The sequence below is a fragment of the Sphingomonas sp. AC411 genome (assembly GCF_979253035.1).
Genome location: NZ_CEEDAQ010000001.1, coordinates 1275986 through 1300317, shown reverse-complemented (window position 1 = coordinate 1300317; position 24332 = coordinate 1275986). Strand labels below are relative to the sequence as shown.

The window sequence follows — 24332 nt, the reverse complement described above, 5'->3', positions numbered from 1 at the left end:
CCATGGCAACGACAACCGGGGACGCATCGCCCCTTGGTCACGTGAAGCAGAGCCAGCCGTTGATCATCATCGCATCTTCCTTGGGTGCGGTGTTCGAATGGTATGATTTCTATCTCTACGGCCTGCTCGCGACGATCATCACCGCGCAGTTCTTCTCGGGCGTCAACGAGACTACCGGGTTCATCTTTGCGCTCGCGGCGTTCGCGGCCGGGTTTGCGGTGCGCCCGTTCGGTGCGCTGGTGTTCGGGCGGATCGGCGATGTCGTCGGGCGCAAGAACACCTTCCTCGTGACGATGGCGATCATGGGCCTGTCGACGTTCCTGGTTGGTTTGCTCCCCAGCTACGCCTCGGTCGGCGTCGCCGCACCGATCGCGCTGGTGGTATTACGCCTGTTGCAGGGCCTCGCGCTCGGCGGCGAGTACGGCGGTGCCGCGACCTATGTCGCCGAGCATGCGCCCGATGAGAAACGCGGGCTGTTCACCAGCTTCATCCAGACGACTGCTTCGCTCGGCCTGTTCGCGGCGCTGCTGATCGTCATCGGCGTCCGCACTCTGGTCGGCGAAGAGGCGTTCGCGGCCTGGGGCTGGCGCATCCCGTTCATCGTCTCGATCGCGTTGCTGGCGGTGTCTCTCTGGATCCGCATGCAGCTCGAAGAGAGCCCGGTGTTCCAGAAGATGAAGGACGAGGGCAAGACCTCGAAGGCACCGCTGACAGAAGCGTTCGGGCAGTGGAGCAACCTCAAGGTCGTGCTGATCGCGCTGTTCGGTGCGGTCGTCGGCCAGGGCGTCGTGTTCTACACCAGCCAGTTCTACGCGCTGTTCTTCCTCGAGAAGAACTTGCGCGTCGACGGGCCGACCACCAACATCCTGATCGCGATCGCACTGCTGATCGCCACGCCCGCGTTCATCTTCTTCGGCTGGCTGTCGGACAAGATCGGGCGGAAGTGGATCATCCTGACCGGCTGCGCGCTCGCGGCACTCACGTACATGCCGTTGTTCCATGCGCTGTCGAAGGCCGCCAACCCGGCGCTCTATGCGGCACAGGCCAATTCGCCGGTGACTGTGGTGGCTAACCCCGACGAGTGTTCGGTCCAGTTCGATCCGGTCGGCAAGAACAAGTTCGACAGCAGCTCGTGCGACATCGCCAAGTCGTATCTCGCAAAGGCGGGCATCTCGTACACCAACGTGATCGCACCCGCCGGCACCGTCGCGCAGATCAACATCGGCGGCGCGACCATCCCGGTCGTCAACCCGGCGGTGGTTTCGGGGCCCGAAAGGCGGCGGCTATCAAGACGTTCGGTACCGAAGTGAAGACCGCACTGACCGCGGTGGGCTACCCCGAAAAGGCGGACCCGGCGCAGATCAACAAGCCGATGGTCATCGCGATCCTCGTCCTGCTCGTGCTCTACGTGACGATGGTCTACGGCCCGATCGCAGCGCTGTTGGTCGAGCTGTTCCCGACGCGGATCCGCTACACCTCGATGTCGCTGCCCTATCATATCGGCAATGGCTGGTTCGGTGGGTTCCTCCCCACGGCGGCGTTCGCGATGGTCGCGGCGACCGGGGACATCTACTACGGCCTCTGGTACCCGATCCTCGCCTGCGCTGTGACGGCGCTGGTCGGCCTGGTGTTCCTGCCGGAAACGTTCCGCCGGTCGCTGCACGGCTGATCGTAGCTGAAGACTTGCTCCGAGGGCGGCGTCGATCCGGCAGAACCGGATCGGCGCCGTCCTGCGTTCCAGCTTGCCGTCTGGTCGGGATGTTACGGGGCGGGTGAGGGCGCTTCCTCCACGCCCGCAGCCCCATGTGGCGTCGCGCCGGTCTAGACGAGCCCTTCGTGGCGCATCGCTTCTTGCACGGCCGGGCGCGCCATCATGCGTTCGCGGAAGGCGACGAGTGCCGCCGGTGCATCCAGCTTGTTCTTCGCTGCCCACAGCAGCATCACGAACAGGTAGCAGTCGGCCGCGCTGACCGCCGCACCGAACAGATAGTCGCCCTCCATCGTGTCGGCGAGATAGGTCATCCGCTTGACGATGACCGCGCCGGCCTTGGCCTTTTCCTCGTCGCTGCCACCGGCGAAGAACGGCTTGAAGCTCTTGTGGATCTCGGTGGAAATGAACGCCAGGGCTTCGATCAGATGCGTGTGGCCCATCGGCCCGGTCGGCTTCAGCGCGGTATCCTGGTGTGCGATCCAGTCGAGAATCGCGATGTTCTCGCTGAGCGTCTCGCCCGTGTCGAGCGTGAGCGCAGGGACATAACCCTTCGGGTTGATCGCCGTGTAATCGGCGCCGCTTTCGGTCCGCTTGGTCTTCAGATCGACCTTTTCGTGGTCGAACGACAGCCCTGCCTCATGCAAGGCGATGTGGTCGGCCAGACTGCAGGCGCCGGGCGAGTAATAGAGTTTCATCGCTGGTCTCTCCGTATTGATCCGCCTGAACGCGCAACTCGAGCGATCGGCTGCCCCCAAGGTCCGCGTGACCATGCGCATGGCCGCGTTCGAGATCGCCGGCACGATGCTGGCGATCGCACGCGCGACCATGCGCCATCTAGCGGAACGCGGACGCCTACGCCTGACGGGAGGCGTAGGCGTCCGTCAGTCGCGATAGCCCGGATTGACGCGGTCGAGCTTGCGCAGCAACGCCGGCCAGGCAAGGCCATCGGCAAGCATCCGCATACCGGGACCGCTCGACTGGCCCTCGACCTTTTCGGCGACACCTTGGTTCGGCCTGTTCAGGTTATCCCGGCCTGCGCTCAGCATCAGGACCTGCGCCTCGCACGCTCGCTCCAGGAAATACATGCGAAGAAAGGCCTGCGGAACGGATTCGCCCACGGTCAGCGTGCCGTGATTACGCAGGATCATCGAGTTCTTCGTGCCAAGATCCTCGACCAGCCGTTCGCGCTCCTCCAGTTCGGTCGCGATGCCCTCGAAGTCGTGATACGCGACATCGTGCCCGGCAATCATCGCGGTCTGGGTATGCGGGAGAAGACCTTCCGCCATCGCCGATACCGCCTGGCCGTGGGGGTGTGGAGATGCAGCACTGCGACCGCATCGTCGCGCCCGGCATGGATCGCGGAGTGGATCACGAAGCCGGCGCGGTTGACCGGCGCTGGCGTGTCCATGACCTTGTTACCGTCGACGTCGATCTTCACCAGCGACGACGCGGTGATCTCCTCGAACATGTGCGTGTACGGATTGATCAGGAAATGATGATCGGGCCCCGGCACGCGCGCCGACAGATGCGTGAAGATCAAATCGTCCCAACCGTAGAGCGCGACCAGCCGATAGGCCGCCGCCAGATCGACGCGCAGCGCCCATTCTTCGGGGGATACCTGATCCTGTATCGTTTCCATCGCCTTGAGTGCCGTGGCCATCAACCGTCTCCTTATCGTTGCGCGAAGGATACGGCAGTCGGCGCGATAAGAATGTCGCGATGGTGACAATCTCGCCGAACCGGGTAAAAATGATCCGATGGGCGATTTGGACATCGAAGCGCTGGCAGCCGATCAGTGGTTCGAAACCATGGCTGCGGAGCGTCGCGAGGCGTTGCTGCGTGAGGCCCGGGTCGAACTGCTCGCGGCTGGTGCACGGATCTATGGGCTAGGCGATCCGCCAAACGGTCTGTGGGCGGTGCTGGAGGGTCAGGTGCGGTTGAAGGGACTGTCCGTGAACGGCGCCGAATTGCTGGCGCTAATCGTGCGGCCGGGGACCTGGTTCGGCGAGTTGTCAACGCTCGATGGACTGCCGCGCCCTCATGAGGCGACGGCGTTCGGATCCGCCCGCCTGCTCCACGTGCCGATGCCCGCGTTCGCCCGGGCAGCCGCGTTAAAACCGGAATTGTATCGCGATCTCGGGCTGCTGGTTTGCGCGCATCAGCGCACCGCGCTGCGGTTCATCGCCAACAGCATCGGCCAGAGTATCCGCGTGCGACTGGCCCTAGCGCTCCTGCGCGCCTCGGTCGCCGGCGATGGCAGTGTCATCATCCGGCAGGACGAACTTGCGGCAATTGTCGGTATCGCCCGTCAAACCCTGAACCGCCACCTGAAGACCTTCGAGCGCGAAGGCATTGTGGCGGTCGCTTATGCCCGAATACGGATACTCGATCTGGCAGGGTTGCACGGTATCGCCACGGAATAGTCGATCGCAGCATTCCGCATGTGCTCCCCAGCGACATTCGGCATGACGCCGGGGAGCCTATGATCAGGCCATCTTGCCGATGACCTTGTCGAGCGTCAGCGGATATTCGCGAACGCGGACGCCGCACGCATTGTAGACCGCGTTGGCGATCGCCGCGCCGACCCCACACAGCCGAGTTCGCCGATGCCCTTGGCCTTCATCGGCGAGGACTTTTCGTCGAGTTCGTCCATGAAGAACACGTCCTGCATGGGAATGTCGGCGTGGGCGGGGACGTGATATTCGGCGAGATCGTGGTTGACGAAATAGCCGAAGCGCTTGTCGACGACCGCGTCCTCCATCAGCGCCGCGCCGACGCCCATCGTCATCGCGCCGATCACCTGGCTGCGGGCCGATTTCGGGTTGAGGATACGGCCCGCGGCGAACGCGCCGCTCATGCGACGGACGCGGATCTCGCCGGTCGCCGAGTCGACACCGACCTCGACGAAATGCGCGCCGAACGTGGCTTGCGCATAGGTCTTGGTCAGGTCGCCGAACTCGATCGAGTCCTCCGCGGACAGGCCGGAATCGCCGGCGGCCTCCGACAGCGAGACGCTGCGGTTGCCCGACTTCACCTTGCCGTCCTCGAACACGACGTCGGTCGAGTTGAACCCGAGTTTCCGCGCAACCGAGTCTCGCAGCGCCATGCACGCTGCATAGACGCCAGCGGTCGAGCTGTTGCCGCCCCACTGGCCGCCGGAACCCGACGAGGCCGGGAAGCTGCTGTCGCCGAGCAGGACGATGACCTTGTCCACGGGGACGCCCATCATCTCAGCGGCGGTCTGCGCAATGATCGTGTAGCTGCCGGTGCCGATGTCCGTCATGTCGGTGGCGACGGTCACGACGCCCTTCTTGTCGATGCCGACGCGCGCGCCCGACTTCATCGTGACGTTGTCGCGAAACGCCGATGCCATGCCCATACCGACCAGCCAACGACCGTCGCGGACCTGACCAGGGACGGGATTGCGCTTGTTCCAGCCGAAGCGCTCAGCGCCAGTCTTCAGGCAGCCGACGAGGTCCCGCTGCGAGAACTGGCGCGACGGCTTTCCGGATCGACCTGCGTATCGTTGATGATGCGCAGCTGGACCGGGTCCATCTTCAGCTTCTCGGCAAGCTCGTCCATCGCCGCCTCGAGCGCGAGCAGGCCGACGGCCTCGCCCGGCGCGCGCATCGCGTTACCCTCGGGAAGATCCAGCACGGCAAGACGCGTCGCGGTCATGCGGTTGGCGCCGGCGTAGAGCAGCCGGGTCGCGTTCGGCGCGGTCTCGGGACCGCCACCCGGCAGATCGCCCGACCAGCTTTCATGAGCGATCGCGGTGATCTTGCCGTCCTTCTGCGCGCCGATGCGGAGTCGCTGGATGGTCGCAGGGCGATGCGTGGTGTTGTTCATCACCTGAGGACGCGCGAGCGCCAGCTTCACCGGACGCCCGCCGATCGCGCGCGACCCGAGCGCCGCCATCACCGCATCGCTGCGGATCCAGAGCTTCGAGCCGAAGCCTCCGCCGACATAGGGCGACATCACATGGATGTTTTCCTTCGGCATGCCCAAGGTTTCGCTCATGTCCCGAACCGCCCAGTTGATCATCTGGTTCGACGTCCACAGGGTCAGCTTGTCGCCCTTCCAGGCGGCCGTCGTGGAATGCGGCTCCATCATCGCGTGGCTCTGATCGGGCGTGGTATATTGCTCGTCGACCTTGACGGCCGCCTTGGCGAACGCCCCCGCGAAATTGCCGACGGCGGTATCGGGATTGCCGTCCTTGGGCTTGGCTGCCGATGCCTTGACCGCGTCCAGATCGAAGCTGCCAGCCGTCCGGGCGTAGTTGACGCGCAACAGCTTGGCGGCGGCGCGGGCCTGTTCGAACGTCTCGGCGACGACGACGGCCACGGCCTGATCGTAATGCTGGACGTCGGGGCCGGCGAGCATCCGCGCGGTATGGGCCTTGGCCTTAGCGACAGTGCCGGCGTTCTTGTAGGTGACGATAGCGAGCACGCCGGGCGCAGCTTTCGCGTCGGCGTCGTTGATGCTCTCGATCCGTCCCTTGGCGATCGCCGAACCGACGATGTAGCCATAGGCGGCATCCGGCGCGACGTCGCTGCGTTCATAAGCGTAGTGCGCGGTGCCGGTTGTCTTCAGCTTGCCGTCGATGCGATCGATCGGCTGCCCGAGAACCTTCATGCGGTCGCTCGGGTTCGCCGTGGCGGGGGTGTCGAACTTCATGGGCGTCAGGCCTTCGCTTCTTCGAACACGGCGCCGATGGTGCGTTCGACCAACGGCAGCTTGAACGCGTTCTGTGATGTGGTGCGGGCGCCGGCGAGAACGGCCGACGCGGTTGCCTTGGCGCCGTTCGGCATCTGCGCCTCGGCGGCTTCGACGCGCCAGGGCTTATGGGCGAGGCCCCCGAAGGCGAGACGCCCACGACCACCCGGCTGGATCACGGCCGCAACCGAAATCAGCGCGAACGCATAGGACGCACGGTCGCGCACCTTCTGGTAGATGTGCGTGCCGCCGATCGGCTTGGGCAGGGTGACCGCGGTGATCAACTCGCCGGGCGCAAGCGACGTCTCGACGTTCGGCGTAGCGCCGGGAAGGCGGTGGAACTCGGCGATCGGGATCGTCCGCGTCTCGCCGGAGGCATTCACCGTCTCGACGGTCGCATCGAGCACGCGCATCGCCACGGCCATGTCGCTCGGATGCGTGGCGATGCATGCCTCGCTCGTGCCCATGATAGCCAAGTTGCGATTGAAACCGCCGATCGCCGCGCAGCCGCTGCCGGGCTGACGCTTGTTGCAGGGCTTGGTGGTGTCGTAGAAATACGGGCACCGCGTCCGCTGGAGCAGATTGCCCGCGGTCGTCGCCTTGTTGCGGAGCTGGCCAGACGCGCCGGACACTAGCGCTCGGCTCAACACGCCATAATCCTTCCGCACGCGCGCGTCGGCAGCGAGATCGGTGTTGCGGACCAGCGCGCCGACGCGGAGACCGCCCTCGGAGGTGGGCGTGATCTTGTCGAGGCCCAGGCCGTTGACGTCGATCAGATGCTGCGGCGTCTCGATCTGAAGCTTCATCAGGTCGAGCAGGTTGGTCCCGCCCGCGATGAACTTCGCGCCCGGCGTGCGAACCGCGGCGCTGGCGGCTTCCTTCGCCGACGTCGCCCGCTCGTAGGTGAAGGCCTTCATGCCGTGCGCTCCGTACCGGCGACGTCGTGGATCGCGTCGATGATGTTCGAATAGGCGCCGCAGCGGCAAATGTTGCCGCTCATCCGCTCGCGAAGCTCGTCGGTGGTGACGGTCGGCTGAGCAGCGATATCGCCGGTGACGTGGCTGGGGATGCCGGCCTTGATCTCGCCGAGCGTGGCGACTGCGGAGCAGATCTGGCCGGGCGTGCAGTATCCGCACTGATAGCCGTCATGCTTGACGAACGCCGCCTGCATCGCGTGCAGTTTCTCGGGCGTGCCGAGGCCTTCGATCGTGGTAATCTCCTCGCCTTCGTGCATGACCGCGAGCGTCAGGCAGCTGTTGATCCGGCGACCCTCGACGATCACCGTGCACGCACCGCACTGGCCGTGATCGCAGCCCTTCTTCGTGCCGCTGAGCTTCAAATTCTCACGCAGCGCGTCGAGCAACGTAGTGCGGGTGTCGACGTTCAGCTTCGTCGTACGGCCATTGACCTTGAGCGTGACCGGCATGGTCGGCGGGGCTGGTTGGGTCGTCCCCTGTGCCTCGTCCTGCGTCTGGGCCTGCGCGACGGGTGCGGCTGCCAAGGTGGCCGACGCGACGCCGCCGGCGATCACGCCACGGCGCGACACCGGAAAAGTTTCATCGTGATGCATATAAACCCCTGTATCTGTTACCCGAACGGACGAAGCGCGGCAAAGTTGCGCCGGGCCGTGTCGGTTTTGTTCCGCAAAACTTTTGAGCAAGGTATTGGAATGCGTACGATCTCTTCCAGCGTGTCGGTTCGGCTCTACCACCTCGACGACAGCGGCGAGGGCGGGGCGGCAACGACGCTGTTCTACGGCCCGTTGGAGGAGGCGCTGGTGATCGCCGCGCAACAGGAGGAGGATGTCCAGGCGGGGCTGTATCTGGCCACCGAGAACGACGTCGTAGCGTATCTCGATCTGGAGGAATAGCGCCACCCCTCGATCCTCCCCGCCAGGGAGGTGGCTAGCACTTGCCAGACGGGGTGGGGAGGAAAGGACAACCTCCGTTCCGTGTCCTCCCCCTCCGTCACCTTCGGCGACACCTCCCCTGGCGGGGAGGATTGGATTAGGTCCCCGGAAGAAACCCGTCGTCGCGATCCGGCGGCGTCGGGGCATGCACCTCGCTACAGATCGATCGCAGTGCGCCCTTCATCCCCTCCTCGAACGTCGGGTGATAGAAGGGCAGATCGAGCACCTCGGTCGCGGTCCAGCCGCTCTGGATCGCCCACGCGATCAGGTGCGCGCTGTGCTCGACCGCGGGCCCTGCCATCGTCGCGCCCGTCAGCCGGCCATCGCGACGATCGGCATAAAATCGCACCAGTCCGGCGTTGCATGCCTCGACCTTCGCTCGGCCTTGATCATCGTAAGAGGCCGTACCGATCACGCTGTTCGCGTCGTCGTCCGCGGCGATCTTGCCGATCACCGCAACGTTGGGATGCGTGAAGGTGATCGCGAACGGCACCGTCCGCGTGCCCGGCGTGACCTCGGGATAGCTCGCCGCATTGCGCCCCGCGATCGTCCCCTCGGAAGACGCCTCGTGCAGCACCGCGCGGTCATGATCCGCGTCACCCGCGATGAAGATCGGCGCGGTGCCGCACTGCATCGTCTCGCAGTCATAGTCCGGCATCCCGTGCTCATCGAGCGAGAGGCCGGTCGTTTCGAGCCCGAGTCCCTTGATCTGCGGTGGCCGCCCTGTTGCGACCAGCAGATAGTCGAAGCGCTTCCGTCCCGTGGCCGACCCCGCCCAGGACAGCGCGACGCCATCATCCTCGCGCGCCACTTCGAGTTCGACGCCGAGCAGGATCAGAATCTCGCGCGACAGGATCGCGTGATACGCCTCGGCCACGTGGCGGTCCTTCAGTCCACCGATCGTCTCGCCCGTGTCGAATACCATCGTCTCGACCCCGAGCCGAGCCATCGCCTGCGCCAGTTCGAGCCCGAGCGCGCCGGCGCCGACGACGCCGATCGACTTCGGCAGGTCCGTCAGTTCGAAGATGCTTTCGTTGGTCAGCACGCGGTCGCGCACCGCGTCGAACATTGCGGGGATCATCGGGCTCGATCCCGTCGCGATCACCACCGCCTTGGCGTGAACCTCGCGACCATCGCCGAGCGAAAGGACCGTCGCGCCGGCGAATTGCGCACGCGCCTCGATCTTTACGTCGTCGGGCAGTTTGTCGATCGAAGCCTCGACCCCGGCGACGAACGCGTCGCGTTCCTTTCGAACCCGCGTCATCACCGCGACGCCGTCGACCTTGCCCGATGCCTCGACCCCGAACACCCCAGCGTGCTTCACGGCATGCATCGCGTTTCCAGCCGCAATCAACAGCTTGGACGGCATACACCCCACGCTCGCGCAGGTCGTGCCGCCAAAACCTTCGTCGATCAGCAGCGTCTTCGCACCGTTGCGACGCGCGCTCCGCTCGGCAGCGAGGCCCGCGGTGCCCGCGCCGATGATCGCCACGTCGCAGGTCAGCTTCGTCATACGTCTCTCCGTTGCCGGAGAATTCCGGAGCCACGGTCGACGAAACCTTCGATGCCGCCCGGCCGTTCCGCGGTGCAGCACATTCCTAGTCAAAGGACGCTTATGTTAACGCTCCACCACCTGAACTACTCGCGCTCGATCCGCGTCCTGTGGCTGCTCGAAGAGCTCGGCATCGAATACGACCTCGTCAAATACGAGCGCGACGAGAACTTCCGCGCCCCGCCCGAACTCAAGGCGATCCATCCGCTCGGCAAGGCCCCGTCCTCGTCGACGACACATTGACGTTGGCCGAGAGCGCACCGATCCTGTCGTACATCGACGAGCGCTATGGCAACCGCCGCTTCTCGCCGCCGGTCGATAGCGACGCGGCCGCGATCCACGACGAGTGGCTGCAATATGTCGAAAGTTCGGCATCGCTGCCGATCATGATGACGTCGCTCGGCAAGCGCATGGGCGGACTGCCCGACGGCCTCGCCAAGTTCACCGGGCCCGAGGTGACCAAGACGCTCGACTATATCGGCGCAGGTGTTGGTGACGGCCATTACCTGATGGGCGAGCAGCTGATGCTGGCCGATATCCAGATGTGCTACATTCTCGCGATCGCCGAAAGCGCCGGATTGCTGAAGGAGCACCCCGACGTCGCCGCGTATCTCGATCGCCTGCGCGCCCGTCCGGCGTTCATCGCAGCGACCGAAATCGGCGGCCCGCTGATGCCCGCCCGCCGCTAACCGCAAAGCGAGGGGTAACGGCCGCGTTATCCCCGAAGCTGCGCCCGCCGAAGCCGCCGCCGAAGCCGCCGCGCGAGATCACCGAACTGCGCGACTGGACGCGGGCAGGGGCCCTAGCCGTGGTCGGGGTGAAGGCGTCGGAGCCTACACGCGTCCGGCCCGTCACATAGTCGCGGTTGATCCGTCCCCCGGCACCGCCATAATAATTGCCATTCCGGTCGCGGTACATCGGCGCGCCGCGATTGCCGAAGCCGCCGTTGAGCGCCTGCCCGACCAGGAAGCCGGTGAGCAGCGGCGTGAAGAAGCTGCCGCCATTGCCGTTGTTGCGCGGCTCGCACTGCGCGGCACCAAACTGCTCCTCACAGGTTTGCTTGTCCTCGAACCGGGGCGCGGTCTTGGCGGCATCGGCCTTCGCCTGTTCGAATGCGGTATCGCACTGGACTGCCGACAACGCACCCGCCGCACGGCATTCCGCGACCGACGCATAGCTCTGCGCCTCGACGGGTTTGCCGCCGACATCGCCGTCGCACGCGGTCAGCGAGACACCCGATCCCGCGATCAGGCTGGTCAGGACGATCGTTCTGGAACGCTTCATCGATGCTTCCTCAATTCGTCATGCAGGCGGCGTTGAGGATGCCGACGCACAGCGAGATGCTCCCCATATAGGTCGCGGCGGCAATGTCGCCACGAACGATCCGGTCGTGGATGTCGCGCATCACCAGCCGCCGCACGACGAGCGCGGCGACGATCTGGATTACGCCTGCCAGCAGGGCCCAGACCGCGAATTCGAGCAACGTGACGGTATGCGTGAGCGCCGACGCCAATGGCAGGACATACCCGAGCAGCGCCGCACCCAGCGTGATCGCGGCAGCGGTATTACCTTCGCGGATCAGCGATTTTTCGTGATACGGCGTCGTCGCCTGGAAGATGATCTTGAAGAGAATCGTGAACGCCCCCGCCGCGACGAACGCGATCAGGAAGGCGAGCGCGCTGGCGCCGAAGCTATATTGGTCGATCATGGCATTTCCCCGGAGCCGTTCGTCCGTGATGCTAGGCCCTGAACTCGCCGAGTTCCAGTGCCACGCCCAGCATGATCTCGAACGACACGTCACCGGACTCGGTCTCCATGTCGATCGCGAGCAGCAATTCGCGGCCGTCGTCGCCCGGCAGGTCGCGGCTGAACAGCATGCAGGTCTGGAAGATGCGGCGGTCGACGATCCCGTCGCGGTCGTCGTGGAGTTCCTCCCAGAACGTCACCGGCTCTTGCTCGCTCGTCTCGGGACCGAACCATGCGCGGCTATAGTCGGGCAGCCCTTCGGCGGTGAAGGCGCGCGCCTTGAGGCGGCTCTTCCAGGCCGGGCGCTCGGCGGCGGACGACGGATAGCTGCTGTCCCACGGCGCGAACAGCGTAACATCGGTGACGTCCTGCCCGTCGCGGTCGTTCGACACCGCCTGGAACATGATGTCGTCGTCGGTGTAGAAACGGTGGACGAAGCCGCCTTCGTTGAGGTCGATCAGTCCCTGCGCGACGATCACCAGCGTATCGCGGTCGAACGGGAACAGCAGTTCCGAGCCAAACCGGCGCCATGCCAGCGGATCGACCGTCACCGTGCGCCCGAGCGTCACGTTGCGGACGACGGGGAGGGCGTTGCCGTCAAGCGCTGGCTTGCGGCCGAACAGGCGATCGAACATGCAATCCTCGCGTCTCTGTGGTTGGCGTGCCTCTTAGGCCAAAGCGCGCAGGCTCGCAAAGCGCAACCCCGTCATCCTGACGAAAGTCAGGACCCAGAGCCATAAACGCTGCGGTTGGTTACCCTGGGTCCTGACTTTCGTCAGGATGACGAAAGGAAGAGGACGTGGGGAGGGTGGCAGGCGCTCGCGAAACGCCTATGTGTCACCGCGAGCGACAAGCACGGGAGTTCTTGCATTGACCGACATCTGGACCGTCCGCAGCCTGAAGGCGGCGCTCGACACGTCCGAGCCTGCGAAAGCCGGCGAATTCACCGCGCGGATCCTGGAAGGCACCGACCCCGTCCTGCTGGTAACGATGCACCACCACGGCGACCTCGAGCTGTTCGTCAACGTCAGCGAGGCGCAGATCGCGTGCTCGACCTTGCTGTGGCCATGCGACGAGCAGGAAGACCAATTGGCGTTCAACACCTTCCTGCTGAAATCGCAGAAGCTGGTGCCGCTGTCGAACTTCGGGATCGGCACCGTCGAGGGCCGCGATTATTACGAGCTGTTCGGCGAACTCGCGACGTCGAGCCCGCTCGATACCGTGATCATCGAACTGCGCACGCTTGCCGAAAATGCGATCGATGCGGCCACCGACCTGCGCCACGCGCAGGTTCCTGCCGCCTGAACTGATACAAACGGAGAGACTGGCATGGCCATCTGGAGCAAGCTTTCACCCTCGGTCGTGCCGGCGCGCACGAAGCGGGCGCGGCGGTCGTCGATGCGAACGCGCTGCGTATCCTCGACCAGGAAATTCGCGATGCCGACAAGGCGCAGGGTAAGGCGCGCGACGATCTCGCCGGACTGGTGGCGCGTCGCCGCATCCTCGAGACCGAGGTCGAGAGCTTCCGCGCGCAGGCGACCAAGTACGAGGCTTCGGCGCGGATCGCGGTCGAGAAGGGCAACATGGATCTCGCGCGCCAGGTCGCGCAGCGGATTGCCGATCTCGAACAGGATATCGCGCTGAAGACCCCGCAGGTCGAGGACATGCGGGCCGCCGAGGAGCAGATCCACACCGCGGTCGCGCAGACCGACCGCAAGATCGAACAGCTCCGCCGCGAGGTCGAAGTCGTCAAGGTCAATGAGGTCGGTGCAGAAGGCGCAGGCATCGGTCGCGTCGGGCAGCATGGGCGCGGGCAACAAGCTTGGCTCGGCGGCGGACAGCCTCGCGCGCATTCGCGAGCGTCAGGCGATCCGCGGCGAGCGGATCAAGGCCGCGGGCGAACTGGAGGACCGTCGCACCGGCGCCGATCTCGACGAGAAGCTCCGGCTTGCGGGCATCGGACCAGGGCAGTCGTCGGCGGACGACGTGCTCGCGCGCCTGACGGCACCGAAGACGCCGGAACTCGGCCAGACGTTGCAGATCGAGCAGCGCGAAGACTCCAAGACGTCGGACTCCTGATGCGCCGGATCGCGGTCGACCCGCGCGGCGACTGGCGCGAACGGGCCGACGCGATCGGGTTCGTCTATCACGATACGGATGGCGAACCGTATTGGGACGAGGGCGCGGCGTATGCCTTCACGCTGGCGGAGATCGAGGATGACCTCGAACCCGCCGCGGAACAATTGCACGCGATGTGCCTCGATCTGGTCGACGAGGTGGTCCGCGATCAGCAGTTGATGGAACGCCTCGCGATTCCGCGCGAGCAGTGGAACTATGTCGCGGAAACGTGGCGGACGCGTCAGCCGTCGCTCTACGGGCGGTTCGATTTCGCCTATGACGGCACCGGCCCGGCCAAGCTCTACGAGTATAATGCCGACACGCCGACGTCGGTGTTCGAATGCGCGACGTTCCAGTGGATGTGGCTGGAGGATCTGCTCGCCAGCGGTGCTTTGCCGGCGGGGACGGATCAGTTCAACAGCCTGTTCGACAAGCTGCGCGAACGCTTCCGCGCGCTGTTCCCGAGCGGCGGTTTCGTCCATTTCGCGGCGGATGCGTCGGCGATCGAGGACCGGCAGACGGTGCGGTTCTTCGAGGATCTCGCCTCGCAGGTCGGGATCGAGCCGAAGTTCGTCGAGATGAAGGACATCGGCCTCGCCGCCGACGGCCGCTTTATCGACACCGATGGTTTCGAGGTGCAGGCGGCATTCAAGCTGTACCCGTGGGAGTTCATGCTCCGCGAGCCGTACGCGCCGAACCTGTCGCGCGCCGACGTGCGCTGGATCGAGCCGGCGTGGAAGTCGATCCTGTCGAACAAGGGCATCCTGCCGCTGCTGTGGGAGCGGCATCCCGAGCATCCGAACCTGCTCCCCGCGTTCTTCGACGACGACCCCGCCGCGAAGATCCTCGGGCCGAAATATGTGCGCAAACCGCTGTTCTCGCGCGAGGGTGCGAACGTCGAGGTGATCGGCGAAAGCGGCCACGCGGTCCTTGACCAAGGCTACGGCGCGGAGGGCGCGATCCGCCAGGCCTATGCACCGCCACCGGTGTTCGACGGCCGCCATCCCGTGATCGGTGCGTGGATGGTCGGCAACGAAGCCGCGGGGATCGGCGTTCGGGAAGATGAAACGGCCGTGACGCGCAATCTCGCGCGGTTCGTGCCGCATATCATCGAGGCGAATGATGACTGACGCGCGAGACCTACCCCCGTTGCCGCCGATGGAACGGCTGGTCGAACTGATGTTCGACGCCGCGCGGACGGGGCGGGACGAGATGATCCCGGCGCTGTTGCAGGCGGGCGTCGATATCGAGGTGACCGACGCGAAGGGCTACACACCGCTGGTGATCGCCAGCTACAACGGACAGGCCGAGGCCACCGCGGCTTTGCTCGCGGCGGGCGCGAAGGTCGACGGTGCCGCGGACGCGCGCGGCAATACCGCGCTGATGGGCGTTTGCTTCAAGGGCTATACCGAGATCGCGCAGATCCTGCTCGACGCAGGCGCCGACGTGAACCGGCGGAATGGCGTCGGGCAAACCGCGCTGATGATGGCGGCGCTGGTCAACAAGACGGCGATCATCGACCTGTTGCTGGAGCAAGGCGCGGACCCGGCGATCGCCGATTCGGCAGGAACACCGTACGCTCGCTGGCGGTGTCGCAGGGGAACACGGCGTTAGTGGCGCGATTTTCGGCCTAGCAACCGAGTGCTACCACCCCGGCGAAGGCCGGGGCCCAGTGGAAAGGTCGCAGTAACGGAAGACGGCGCTTCGTTAGCGCCGTTCCCCAGTGGACCCCGGCCTTCGCCGGGAGGAAGCTGGTGAAGGTCCTGCGGATCAATCCGCCCCATGCGCCTTAGGCAACACCGCCCCGACATGCGCCTCACCCCGAGCCTCAGCCAGCCGTACCTGCCGCTCGCGCTCCGCATAGCCCGCCCGTTGCGCCTCGTTCCGCGCATCACTACACGCCGGGCAACTCACCCCCTCGACATACAGCGGCGACGACCGATCCGCGACGCTCACCGGCATCCGGCACGCATGGCACAGAACATGACTTCCCAGCGCGAGTCCATGTCCAACCGCAACCCGCTGATCGAACACGAAACACTCTCCCTCCCAAAGACTCTCTGCCGCGGGCACGGTCTCCAGATATTTCAGGATGCCACCCTTGAGATGATACACCTCATCCAGCCCCTCGGCCTTCAGGAACGCGGTCGACTTCTCGCACCGTATCCCTCCGGTGCAGAACATCGCGATCTTCGGCGGCGGGCCGTCCCCGACCAGTTCGTCACGATGCTCGCGAAACCACGCCGGAAAATCGCGGAACGTCCGCGTCTGCGGATCGACTGCGCCGGCAAACGTCCCGACCGCGACCTCGTAATCGTTGCGCGTATCGATCACGATCGTCCCCGGCTCGGCGATCAACGCGTTCCAGTCCTGCGGCTCGACATAATGCCCGACGCCCTCCAGCGGATCGATCGCAGGCTCGCCCATCGTCACGATCTCGCGCTTCAGCCGCACCTTCATCCGGTGAAACGGCATCGTCTCGGCGCGCGATTCCTTGACGTCGAGATCGGCGCAACCCGGCAGCGCGCGGATATGCGCAAGCACCGCGTCGATGCCCTCTTCGGACCCGGCGATCGTCCCATTGATCCCTTCGGCGGCGAGAAGCAGCGTCCCTTTCACCCCGTTCGAACAGCACACGAGCGCAAGCGGCGGCTGGATCGCGGCGATGTCGGCGAACGGCGTGAAGCGGTACAGCGCCACGACGCGGATGGGCAGGGTTTCGGTCATCGGTTCATCGTGCAGGGGAGGAGGTGCGTCCCCTTAGCGCAAGTCGCCCCCACGTCAGCCTGTGGTGACGATCATCCCGTCGACCACTGCTACCGGCCAGGGTGTCAGCCGCGCGCCGCCGCATGGCCCGCCGACACACGCGCCACTGTCGATTTCGAACAAAGCGGAGTGCCAACTGCATGCGATCAGGTCGCCGCGCGGCGCGAGATAGTCGTCGAGCACCTGCGCGAGCGGCAGACCCATGTGCGGGCACCGATCGACATAACCGAACACCGCATCGTCCTTGCGCACGACGAAACCGTGGAAGCGTCCAGCACGCATCTGGAGCACGAAGTTGCGCGCCTTCCCCTCGACAACCGCATCGAGCGGCGCGAGTTTGATCCCGCCGGGCGTGGCGGTCAGCCGTTCCCCGTCGCTCATGCGCGGTCGGCGTCCGGCTGCCGGTCCGGATGCGCGGCGGCAAAGGCAGGGAGGGCGCGCGCCTTGTCGGCGGCGCTCTTGAGGCGCGGGTACGGCGAGAGATCGACCGCGAACCGCTCGGCCGAATAGACCTGCGGCACCAGATGGCAGTCGGCGATCGTCGGCGTCGCACCGAACGCGAAGCCATCCCCATATTGCGCGATGAGCGTCTCCAGCGCAGCGAACCCGTCGCCGATCCAGCGTGCGATCCAGCGGCTCACCGCCGCCTCATCCGCCCCGAAATCGGTCCGCAGGGCGTTCAGGATACGAAGATTGTTCACCGGATGGATATCGCACGCGATCGTCGCGGCCATCGCGCGGACCATCGTCCGGTCGTTCGCACCGTAGGGAAGCAACGGTGGGTCGGGATACACCTCGTCGATCCATTCTAGGATCGCCGGGCTCTGGGTCAGGACTACATCGTCGGTCTCCAGCGCCGGAACGAGCCCCTGAGGATTGAGCGTCCGATACGCGTCCTCGCGTTGCGCGCCGGTGCGGAGATCGTGCGCAACCTGCTCGTAAGCTACGCCCTTCACGGCCAGCGCGATGCGGACGCGGTACGCGGTGGTGGAGCGCCAATAGCCGTGCAGCGTCAGGCTCACTTCGGGAGGACCGCTTTCGGGAAATCCGACCACACCGCATCGTAATCAAGCTGCGAATGTTCCAGCGCATAGGCGGTCGGCTTGTACGGCCAGCAGCTCTCCAGCATGAACGCCATCGTGCCGTCGATCTTGTGCGGCTTCAACTCCGCCGCACTCGCGCCCTGCCAGCTCGCCAGATCCGGCCCGTGGCCCGACATCAGGTTGTGCAGCGAGATCCCGCCCGGCGCGAACCCTTCGGCCTTCGCATCGTAAGCGCCGGTGATCAGCCCCATCGCCTCGGACATGACGTTGCGGTGGAACCACGGTGGCCGAAACGTACCCTCTGCGACCATCCAGCGCGGCGGGAAGATCACGAAATCGGCATTCGCCCGGCCGGGCACGTCGCTCGGCGAGGTCAGCAGCGTGAAGATCGACGGATCGGGATGGTCGAAACTGACCGTGTTGATCGTGTTGAACCGCGACAGGTCGTAGCGCCAAGGCGCGAGGTTGCCGTGCCACGCGACGACGTCGAGCGGCGAGTGATCGAGCGTGGTGGTCCACAGCGATCCCATGAACTTCTGCACCACCTCGACCGGCTCGTCGCGGTCTTCGAACCACGCGACCGGCGTCTCGAAATCGCGCGGGTTGGCGAGGCCGTTGGCACCGATCGGCCCGAGATCGGGCAGGCGGAACAACGCGCCGTGGTTCTCCGCGACATAGCCGCGCGCTTCGCCATCGGGGAGTTCGGCGCGGAAGCGGACGCCGCGCGGGACCAGCGCGATCTGGCCAGGCGCGATGTCGATGCGGCCGAGTTCGGTCAGCAATCGCACCCGTCCTTTCTGCGGGACGAACAGCAATTCGCCGTCCGCATCCATGAACACTCGGTCGGTCATGTCGGTATTGGCGGCGTAGACGTGGAGCGCGACGCCTTCGAGATCGGCGGGATCGCGGTTGACGAGCATCGTCGTCATACCGTCGATCAGATCTGTGCCGGGGAGGGCGCGGCGATCGGGTCCCAGCGCAGGCGGTTGGGTGCGAGTGGCGCATCGGTGGTGCCGGGCGCGAACCGCTTGGCGCCAGCATAGCGCTCGAACGGAGGATGCTCCGCAGTCGGACGCATCCTGTAGAGCCAGCTGCGGCGGTTCTCGTGCCGGGGTGCGGTGAACGCAGTGCCGGAGAGCTGCTCGGTATAGAGCCCGAACGCGGGACGCTGCGGCGAATTACGGCCAATCGGCAGGGCGCCGGGGATCGCCTCGGTCGATACGTGGTTGCCGAAGCCGGGCTGGTACGCCGCGTGGTCTTCGGTCTGGCCGGCGGTCTCGCCTGCGGCATTGATTGGCTGGTGAATTGTCATGGCTTCCTCTCCGTCACCTGTTCCGATCAACGCCCGAACCGCCGGCCGTTCAAACTCTTATTTGCCCTCTCCCCTTGGGGAGAGGGAGGAGACGCGCGCTTGCGCGGCGGAAGGGTGAGGGCACGTGCTGGCGTTGCGCGTGCCCTCACCCTCGGCGCTGGCGCGCCTTTCCCTCTCCCCGAGGGGGAGAGGGTTTTAAGCACTCACGCGTCGACCGTGATCACTCCACGGCGGATTTGATCCAGCTCAATCGACTCATACAGCGCTTGGAAATTGCCGTTGCCGAAGCCCTCGTTCCCCTTGCGTTGGATGATTTCGAAGAAGATCGGCCCGAACATGTTCTCGGTGAAGATCTGGAGCAGCAACCCCTCCTCGCCGACATTGCCGTCGATCAGGATGCGGTTGCGGCGCAGGCGCTCCAGATCGTGGCCGTGGTTCGGCACGCGCTTGTCGACCAGCTCGTAATAGGTCTCGATCGTGTCCTGAAGCTTGACGCCGCGCGCGCAGCTTCTCGACCGTCTCGAAGATATCGTCGGTGGTCAGCGCCAGATGCTGGATGCCCTCGCCGTTGTAATCCTTGATGAATTCCTCGATCTGGCTCTTGTCGTCCTGGCTCTCGTTGAGCGGGATGCGGATCGCGCGGTCAGGCGCGATCATCGCCTGGCTGAACAGCCCCGTCGCCTTGCCCTTGATGTCGAAATACTTCTGCTCCTCGAAGCCGAAGATCTGGCCGTAGAACTCCGCCCAGGTCCGCATCTGGCCACGCTTCACGTTGTGCGTAAGGTGATCGAGCAGATCGAGACCGACATTGTTCGCGGCCTCGGCTTCGGCCGCGCCCGGAACCTGGTTCCAGTCGTCGTACAGGCTGCCGGCTGCGCCATGCTTGTCGACGAGATACAGCAGCGAACCGCCGATCCCTTCGAGCACATAGCTGCCCTCGCCGAGCGCACCTGTGTTGGCATCCGCCGCCTTCGCGCCACGCGACAGGGCTGCGTCGAATGCCTCCTTGGCGTCGTGAACGCGGAACGCCATCCCGCTGGCCGAGGGACCATGCGCCGCACGGAACGCCGCCGCATGACCGCTTTCCTCGCGGTTGAGCAGCAGGTTGATGCGGCCCTGCTTGTAGCGCGTGACGGCCTTGGTCGGGTGGGTCGAGGCGGCGACGAAGCCGAACTGCTCGAACTGCGCGGCCATCCGGTCGGGATCGGGCGAGGTGAACTCGGCGAACTCGAACCCGTCGAGACCCATCGGGTTTACGTCCATATGATCAGACTGGGGCATATGGTCCATGACTCGATCCTTAGATTGGTATCTGTTGTTACCAATCTGGCGGGTTGATCAACTGGTGTCAATCGTTACGATCTCGCCATGGCTGACCGCGCACTCGTCCTGGACGATTTCATCCCGTATCGCCTGTCGATCACCTCGAACCTCGTCAGCGAGGCGGTGGCGGACACCTACGAAGCGCTGTTCGGCCTGACGATTCCGGAGTGGCGGCTGGTTACCGTGGTGGCCGAGGCCGGCGGGATCACGCAGCAGCAGATCGGCCAGCAGACCCGGATGGACAAGGTCACGGTCAGCCGGGCGGCGATCGCGCTGGTCGAGCGCGGGCTGATGCAGCGGCACGCCAACTCCGAGGATCGTCGCTCGCATTTGCTGAAGCTCACCGACGACGGCCACACGCTCTATGCGTCGGTGGCACCTAAGGCACTTGATCTGGAACGGCGTATATTCGCCGGGTTCTCCGCCAAGGAGGTCGAGCAGTTCGTGGCAATGCTGCGGCGGATCGACGCAGTGACGATCGACCTCGTTCAGGAGTCCCACGGCGGTATCGGCGACCATAGACCGCGCAGGTAATCGAGCAGCGCCATTGTGCCCGACGACACCGCCCCGCGTGCATGCACCGCGTAGATACCGACGTCCGCAGACCCAGCGAGCTCGGGCAAGACGCGGACGAGTCGGCCGTTGGCAAGGTCCGCGCTGACGTCCCAAAGCGAGCGCAACGCAATACCTACGCCCGCCAGCGTGAGTTCGCGGACGACTTCGCTGGAGTTGGTCGCGACGTAGCTCGGGCGGTCGATCGTGACGTCGCCGTCGGGGCCGGCCAGCCGCCACGGCATCTGGCCCTTCGCCGCAAGCAGCCGGTGTTTGGTAAGGTCGGCCGCGTCGCATGGCGGGCTGTAGCTTGGCGCAGCGCAGAGGACACGGCGGCTGTCGGCGAGACGATAACCCGTGAGGCTCGGCGGTACGGCAGGCGCGATCCGGATTGCGAGGTCGAGCCGGTCGCCGATGACGTCGGAGAAGCCATCGGACAGGTCGAGGTCGAGTTCGATCGCTGGGTGTGCATCTAGGAAGGGCTTCAGGTGCGGCGCGATGTGGAGACGGCCGAACGAGGTCGGCGCACTGACTCGGAGCGGCCCCGCCGGTGTGTCGGCGCGGTCCGACACGCGGGCCTCGGCATCGCGGATCGCGGCGAGGATCTCCACCATGTCTCGGTGATACGCCGCGCCGCGAGCGGTCAGCTCTAGCCGTCGCGTCGTCCGGTTGAGCAACCGCACGCCGAGCCGCGCCTCCAGTCGCGCGATCCGCTTCGAGACCATCGCAGGCGAGATGCCGAGCGACCGCCCCGCCGCGCTGAGGCTGGCGGTGCGGACGACCTCGGCGAAGAGGACGATGTCGGGATCCATTCGTTCTCCAGGCGATCAACAGCTTTCGGTTTATAGTGTCTAGTGGCGAAGATGGCGGGCGTCTATCGTGCCGCCAGAGCATAGGAGAGCAGCATGGCCGAGATGATCGACACCTATCAAGAATCGGGCAGGTCTGAAGATCGCCGCATTGCTGGTGGACTTCATCGAGACGCAGGCGCTGCCGGGCACGGGCCTTGAGGCGCCCTCGTTCTGGCAGGGCGTTTCCGACATTTACGCGAGGTTCGCGCCGGAGAACGCCGCACTGCTCGCAGTCCGTGACGACCTCCAGGCGAAGATCGACGCCTGGCACGAAGCCCGCGCAGGCAAGCCGATCGACCAGCCCGAGTACCAGGCGTTCCTCCGCCAGATCGGCTATCTGGTCGCCGAGCCCGCGCCGTTCGCGGTTGCGCCGACCAACGTCGATGCAGAGGTCGCCTCGCTCGCCGGCGCGCAGCTGGTGGTGCCAATCCTCAACGCGCGCTTCCTGCTCAACGCCGCGAACGCGCGGTGGGGAGTTTGTATGACGCGCTCTACGGCACCGACGCGATTCCAGGTGCGACAACCGGCAAGGGCTATGACTCTACCCGAGGCGCGCAGGTGATCGCGTGGGCGAAGACGTTCCTCGACGATGCCGTGCCGCTGGCGAGCGGGTGGTGGACCGACTGGACCGGTGGCACGCCTGAGCTTGCCGATCCGAGCCAGCTGGTCGGGCATGCGGGCGACAACATTCTATTACGTCACAACGGGCTGCACATCGAGCTTGTGATCGATCCTGAGCATCCGATCGGCCGCGACGACCCTGCGAACCTCGCCGACGTCGTGCTGAGATCCGCACTCAGCACGATCGCCGACCTGGAGGATTCGATCGCCGCGGTCGATGCCGCGGACAAGGTCGCCGCCTACGCCAATTGGCTCGGGCTAATGAAGGGCGACCTCACCGCCAGCTTCGACAAGGGCGGCCGCACGGTCACGCGGTCGCTCGAACCCGACCGGAAGTATACCGCCCCGGATGGCAGCGCGTTCACGCTCCCCGGCCGCAGCCTGATGTTCGTGCGCAACGTCGGCCACCTGATGACGACGCCCGCGATCCTGCTCGCCGACGACCAAGAGGCGCCCGAGGGCATCCTCGACGGCATCGTCACGTCGCTGATCGGCTTGCACGACCTGAAGAGCACCGGCCCGATCCGCAACAGCCGCGCGGGCTCGATCTATATCGTCAAGCCGAAGATGCACGGCCCCGACGAAGCCGCCTTCACCAACCGGCTGTTCGACGCGATCGAGGACCTGCTCGGCCTCGCGCGCCACACGATCAAGGTCGGCGTGATGGACGAGGAACGGCGTACCTCCGCCAATCTCGCCGCCTGCATCGCCGCGGTGAAGGACCGCGTGGTGTTCATCAACACCGGCTTCCTCGATCGCACCGGCGACGAGATGCACACGTCGATGCGTGCCGGCCCGATGATCCGGAAGGGCGACATGAAGGCCTCGTCCTGGATCAAGGCGTATGAGGATCGCAACGTTCAGATCGGGCTGGCCTGCGGGCTCAGCGGCAAGGCGCAGATCGGCAAGGGCATGTGGGCCGCGCCGGACCGGATGGCGGACATGCTCGAGCAGAAGATCGCGCATCCGATGACCGGCGCGAACACGGCGTGGGTGCCGTCGCCGACCGCCGCGACGCTGCACGCGACGCACTACCACCGCGTCGACGTGTTCGCGCGACAGGCGGAGCGCAAGGCCGAGCCGATCGCGCCGCTCGATGCGCTGCTGACGATCCCGGTCGCGACCGGGCACAACTGGCAGCCCGACGAGGTTCGCGAGGAACTGGAGAACAACGCGCAGGGTATCCTCGGCTACGTCGTGCGCTGGGTCGACCAAGGCGTCGGCTGTTCGAAGGTGCCCGACATCCACGACATCGGCCTGATGGAGGACCGCGCGACGCTGCGGATCAGTTCGCAGCACATGGCGAATTGGCTGCTCCACGGCATCGCCACGCCCGACGAGGCGGATGCGGCGCTGCGGCGGATGGCGGCCAAGGTCGATGCGCAGAATGCGGGCGATCCGCTGTATCGGCCGATGGCCGCGCATGAGGATGACAGCCTCGCCTTTCAAGCTGCCCGAGCGCTCGTGTTCGATGGCCTGACGCAGCCGAGCGGCTATACCGAACCGCTGCTCCACGCCTTCCGCGCGCGGGCAAAGGAAAGGGACGCCGCCTGATGCCACTCTACGCGATCGAGGGTAAACGACCGACGCTCGCCGACGACGTCTGGGTCGCGCCGTCCGCCGACGTGATCGGCGACGCGCGACTAGGGAGGGCGCGAGCGTCTGGTTCGGGGCGGTGATCCGCGCCGACAACACGCCGATCCTGATCGGCGCGCGGACCAACATCCAGGAGGGCGCGATGCTGCACTCCGACCCCGGCGCGCCTCTGACGATCGGCGAGGGCTGCACGGTGGGCCATCATGCGATCCTTCACGGCTGCACGATCGGCAGCAACGTGCTGGTCGGGATGGGGGCGACGATCCTCAACAATGCTGTGATCGGCGAAAATTGCCTGATCGGCGCGAATGCCCTGGTGACCGAGGGGAAGGTGTTTCCGGCGGGGAGCCTGATCGTCGGTTCGCCGGCCAAGGCCGTGCGGGAATTATCCCCGGAAGCGATCGCCGGGCTGAAGATGTCGGCCGCGGCATATGCGGCCAAGCAGCGCGTCTATGCCGAGGGACTGAGGTTGGTCGAAGTGTAGAAATCCTCCCCGCCAGGGGAGGTGGCTGGCAC

The 24332-nt window shown here is 65.6% G+C and carries 22 protein-coding genes and 7 pseudogenes; 14 read left to right on the top strand and 15 right to left on the bottom strand.

Features of this window, described 5'->3' with window-relative positions; all coding sequences use genetic code 11:
* Window positions 1–2: 2 nt before the first annotated feature.
* Window positions 3–1669, top strand: a pseudogene (locus tag AC0IX7_RS06665) (MFS transporter).
* Between the two features lie 152 nt (window positions 1670–1821).
* On the opposite strand, the gene AC0IX7_RS06660 reads toward AC0IX7_RS06665, so the two are convergent.
* Window positions 1822–2538, bottom strand: coding sequence for a glutathione S-transferase N-terminal domain-containing protein (locus AC0IX7_RS06660; RefSeq protein ID WP_471810927.1), 717 nt, complete (start codon window positions 2536–2538; stop codon window positions 1822–1824).
* A gap of 54 nt (window positions 2539–2592) precedes the next feature.
* A pseudogene (locus AC0IX7_RS06655) lies at window positions 2593–3371 on the bottom strand (class II aldolase/adducin family protein).
* Window positions 3372–3468: 97 nt separating this feature from the next.
* Here AC0IX7_RS06655 and AC0IX7_RS06650 point away from each other — a divergent pair.
* Window positions 3469–4134, top strand: coding sequence for a Crp/Fnr family transcriptional regulator (locus tag AC0IX7_RS06650; protein WP_471810926.1), 666 nt, complete (start codon window positions 3469–3471; stop codon window positions 4132–4134).
* A 63-nt stretch (window positions 4135–4197) separates the two neighbouring features.
* Here AC0IX7_RS06650 and paoC read toward each other — a convergent pair.
* The 3 genes and pseudogenes from paoC to paoA all read right to left on the bottom strand — a co-directional run bounded on the left by paoC (window position 4198) and on the right by paoA (window position 7997).
* Window positions 4198–6388 (bottom strand): annotated as a pseudogene (paoC, locus tag AC0IX7_RS06645) (aldehyde oxidoreductase molybdenum-binding subunit PaoC).
* Window positions 6389–6393: 5 nt separating this feature from the next.
* Complete coding sequence (locus AC0IX7_RS06640) at window positions 6394–7344, bottom strand: FAD binding domain-containing protein (protein WP_471810925.1); 951 nt, start codon at window positions 7342–7344, stop codon at window positions 6394–6396.
* On the bottom strand, window positions 7341–7997 hold the full coding sequence (gene paoA / locus AC0IX7_RS06635; RefSeq protein WP_471810924.1) for an aldehyde dehydrogenase iron-sulfur subunit PaoA: 657 nt from the start codon (window positions 7995–7997) through the stop codon (window positions 7341–7343). The genes AC0IX7_RS06640 and paoA overlap by 4 nt, the downstream gene beginning before the upstream one ends.
* Window positions 7998–8096: 99 nt before the next feature.
* On the opposite strand from paoA, the gene AC0IX7_RS06630 reads away from it, so the two are divergent.
* Entirely contained in the window at window positions 8097–8297 is a 201-nt protein-coding gene (locus AC0IX7_RS06630; RefSeq protein ID WP_254685488.1) for a hypothetical protein, read from the top strand.
* Window positions 8298–8433: 136 nt separating this feature from the next.
* Here AC0IX7_RS06630 and AC0IX7_RS06625 read toward each other — a convergent pair whose 3' ends face one another.
* A complete protein-coding gene (locus AC0IX7_RS06625) occupies window positions 8434–9849 on the bottom strand; it encodes a dihydrolipoyl dehydrogenase (RefSeq protein ID WP_471810923.1) in 1416 nt (471 codons plus the stop codon).
* 102 nt (window positions 9850–9951) lie between these two features.
* On the opposite strand from AC0IX7_RS06625, the gene AC0IX7_RS06620 reads away from it, so the two are divergent.
* Together AC0IX7_RS06620 and AC0IX7_RS06615 are read left to right on the top strand one after the other, a co-directional pair.
* Window positions 9952–10131: a glutathione S-transferase N-terminal domain-containing protein gene (locus AC0IX7_RS06620; protein ID WP_471810922.1), complete on the top strand. Its 180-nt coding sequence runs from the start codon at window positions 9952–9954 to the stop codon at window positions 10129–10131.
* 2 nt (window positions 10132–10133) lie between these two features.
* Window positions 10134–10577: a glutathione S-transferase family protein gene (locus AC0IX7_RS06615; protein WP_471810921.1), complete on the top strand. Its 444-nt coding sequence runs from the start codon at window positions 10134–10136 to the stop codon at window positions 10575–10577.
* Here AC0IX7_RS06615 and AC0IX7_RS06610 read toward each other — a convergent pair.
* Genes AC0IX7_RS06610 through AC0IX7_RS06600 form a run of 3 tightly spaced genes read right to left on the bottom strand, consistent with a single transcriptional unit; the run spans window position 10528 to window position 12269 of the window.
* Window positions 10528–11172: a DUF1190 domain-containing protein gene (locus AC0IX7_RS06610; protein ID WP_471810920.1), complete on the bottom strand. Its 645-nt coding sequence runs from the start codon at window positions 11170–11172 to the stop codon at window positions 10528–10530. The genes AC0IX7_RS06615 and AC0IX7_RS06610 overlap by 50 nt on opposite strands.
* Before the next feature lie 10 nt (window positions 11173–11182).
* A complete protein-coding gene (locus tag AC0IX7_RS06605; RefSeq protein WP_187502084.1) occupies window positions 11183–11596 on the bottom strand; it encodes a DUF350 domain-containing protein in 414 nt (137 codons plus the stop codon).
* Between the two features lie 31 nt (window positions 11597–11627).
* Window positions 11628–12269, bottom strand: coding sequence for a DUF2491 family protein (locus AC0IX7_RS06600; protein WP_471810919.1), 642 nt, complete (start codon window positions 12267–12269; stop codon window positions 11628–11630).
* Between the two features lie 235 nt (window positions 12270–12504).
* Between AC0IX7_RS06600 and AC0IX7_RS06595 the strand changes: the two genes are divergently transcribed.
* The 5 genes and pseudogenes from AC0IX7_RS06595 to AC0IX7_RS06575 all read left to right on the top strand — a co-directional run bounded on the left by AC0IX7_RS06595 (window position 12505) and on the right by AC0IX7_RS06575 (window position 15366).
* Complete coding sequence (locus tag AC0IX7_RS06595; RefSeq protein ID WP_471810918.1) at window positions 12505–12939, top strand: YjfI family protein; 435 nt, start codon at window positions 12505–12507, stop codon at window positions 12937–12939.
* A 32-nt stretch (window positions 12940–12971) separates the two neighbouring features.
* A pseudogene (locus tag AC0IX7_RS06590) lies at window positions 12972–13337 on the top strand (PspA/IM30 family protein); the annotation flags it as partial.
* Between the two features lie 100 nt (window positions 13338–13437).
* Window positions 13438–13713: a PspA/IM30 family protein gene (locus AC0IX7_RS06585; protein ID WP_471810917.1), complete on the top strand. Its 276-nt coding sequence runs from the start codon at window positions 13438–13440 to the stop codon at window positions 13711–13713.
* Window positions 13713–14882: a glutathionylspermidine synthase family protein gene (locus tag AC0IX7_RS06580; RefSeq protein ID WP_471810916.1), complete on the top strand. Its 1170-nt coding sequence runs from the start codon at window positions 13713–13715 to the stop codon at window positions 14880–14882. The genes AC0IX7_RS06585 and AC0IX7_RS06580 overlap by 1 nt, the downstream gene beginning before the upstream one ends.
* Entirely contained in the window at window positions 14875–15366 is a 492-nt protein-coding gene (locus AC0IX7_RS06575; RefSeq protein ID WP_471810915.1) for an ankyrin repeat domain-containing protein, read from the top strand. The genes AC0IX7_RS06580 and AC0IX7_RS06575 overlap by 8 nt, the downstream gene beginning before the upstream one ends.
* A gap of 156 nt (window positions 15367–15522) precedes the next feature.
* Here AC0IX7_RS06575 and trhO read toward each other — a convergent pair whose 3' ends face one another.
* From trhO to hppD, 5 genes and pseudogenes are all read right to left on the bottom strand, one after another.
* A complete protein-coding gene (gene trhO / locus AC0IX7_RS06570; RefSeq protein ID WP_471810914.1) occupies window positions 15523–16479 on the bottom strand; it encodes an oxygen-dependent tRNA uridine(34) hydroxylase TrhO in 957 nt (318 codons plus the stop codon).
* Window positions 16480–16533: 54 nt separating this feature from the next.
* Window positions 16534–16899: a Rieske (2Fe-2S) protein gene (locus AC0IX7_RS06565; protein ID WP_471810913.1), complete on the bottom strand. Its 366-nt coding sequence runs from the start codon at window positions 16897–16899 to the stop codon at window positions 16534–16536.
* A complete protein-coding gene (maiA, locus tag AC0IX7_RS06560) occupies window positions 16896–17540 on the bottom strand; it encodes a maleylacetoacetate isomerase (protein WP_471810912.1) in 645 nt (214 codons plus the stop codon). The genes AC0IX7_RS06565 and maiA overlap by 4 nt, the downstream gene beginning before the upstream one ends.
* Window positions 17537–18873, bottom strand: a pseudogene (gene hmgA / locus AC0IX7_RS06555) (homogentisate 1,2-dioxygenase). Before hmgA ends, maiA begins: the two are co-directional and overlap by 4 nt.
* 203 nt (window positions 18874–19076) lie before the next feature.
* Window positions 19077–20136 (bottom strand): annotated as a pseudogene (hppD, locus tag AC0IX7_RS06550) (4-hydroxyphenylpyruvate dioxygenase).
* 105 nt (window positions 20137–20241) lie between these two features.
* Here hppD and AC0IX7_RS06545 point away from each other — a divergent pair.
* Window positions 20242–20730, top strand: a complete 489-nt coding sequence (locus tag AC0IX7_RS06545; RefSeq protein WP_471810911.1) for a MarR family winged helix-turn-helix transcriptional regulator — start codon at window positions 20242–20244, stop codon at window positions 20728–20730.
* On the opposite strand, the gene AC0IX7_RS06540 is transcribed toward AC0IX7_RS06545, so the two are convergent.
* Entirely contained in the window at window positions 20685–21560 is an 876-nt protein-coding gene (locus AC0IX7_RS06540; RefSeq protein ID WP_471810910.1) for a LysR family transcriptional regulator, read from the bottom strand. The two genes, AC0IX7_RS06545 and AC0IX7_RS06540, sit on opposite strands and share 46 nt — an antisense overlap.
* Window positions 21561–21675: 115 nt before the next feature.
* Between AC0IX7_RS06540 and AC0IX7_RS06535 the strand changes: the two are divergent.
* The 3 genes and pseudogenes from AC0IX7_RS06535 to AC0IX7_RS06525 all read left to right on the top strand — a co-directional run bounded on the left by AC0IX7_RS06535 (window position 21676) and on the right by AC0IX7_RS06525 (window position 24300).
* Window positions 21676–23774, top strand: a pseudogene (locus AC0IX7_RS06535) (malate synthase G).
* Window positions 23774–23899 (top strand): hypothetical protein, encoded by a 126-nt coding sequence (locus tag AC0IX7_RS06530; RefSeq protein WP_471810909.1) that lies wholly within the window; start codon window positions 23774–23776, stop codon window positions 23897–23899. Before AC0IX7_RS06535 ends, AC0IX7_RS06530 begins: the two are co-directional and overlap by 1 nt.
* Entirely contained in the window at window positions 23896–24300 is a 405-nt protein-coding gene (locus AC0IX7_RS06525) for a gamma carbonic anhydrase family protein (protein WP_471810908.1), read from the top strand. The genes AC0IX7_RS06530 and AC0IX7_RS06525 overlap by 4 nt, the downstream gene beginning before the upstream one ends.
* The last annotated feature ends 32 nt before the right edge of the window (window positions 24301–24332 follow it).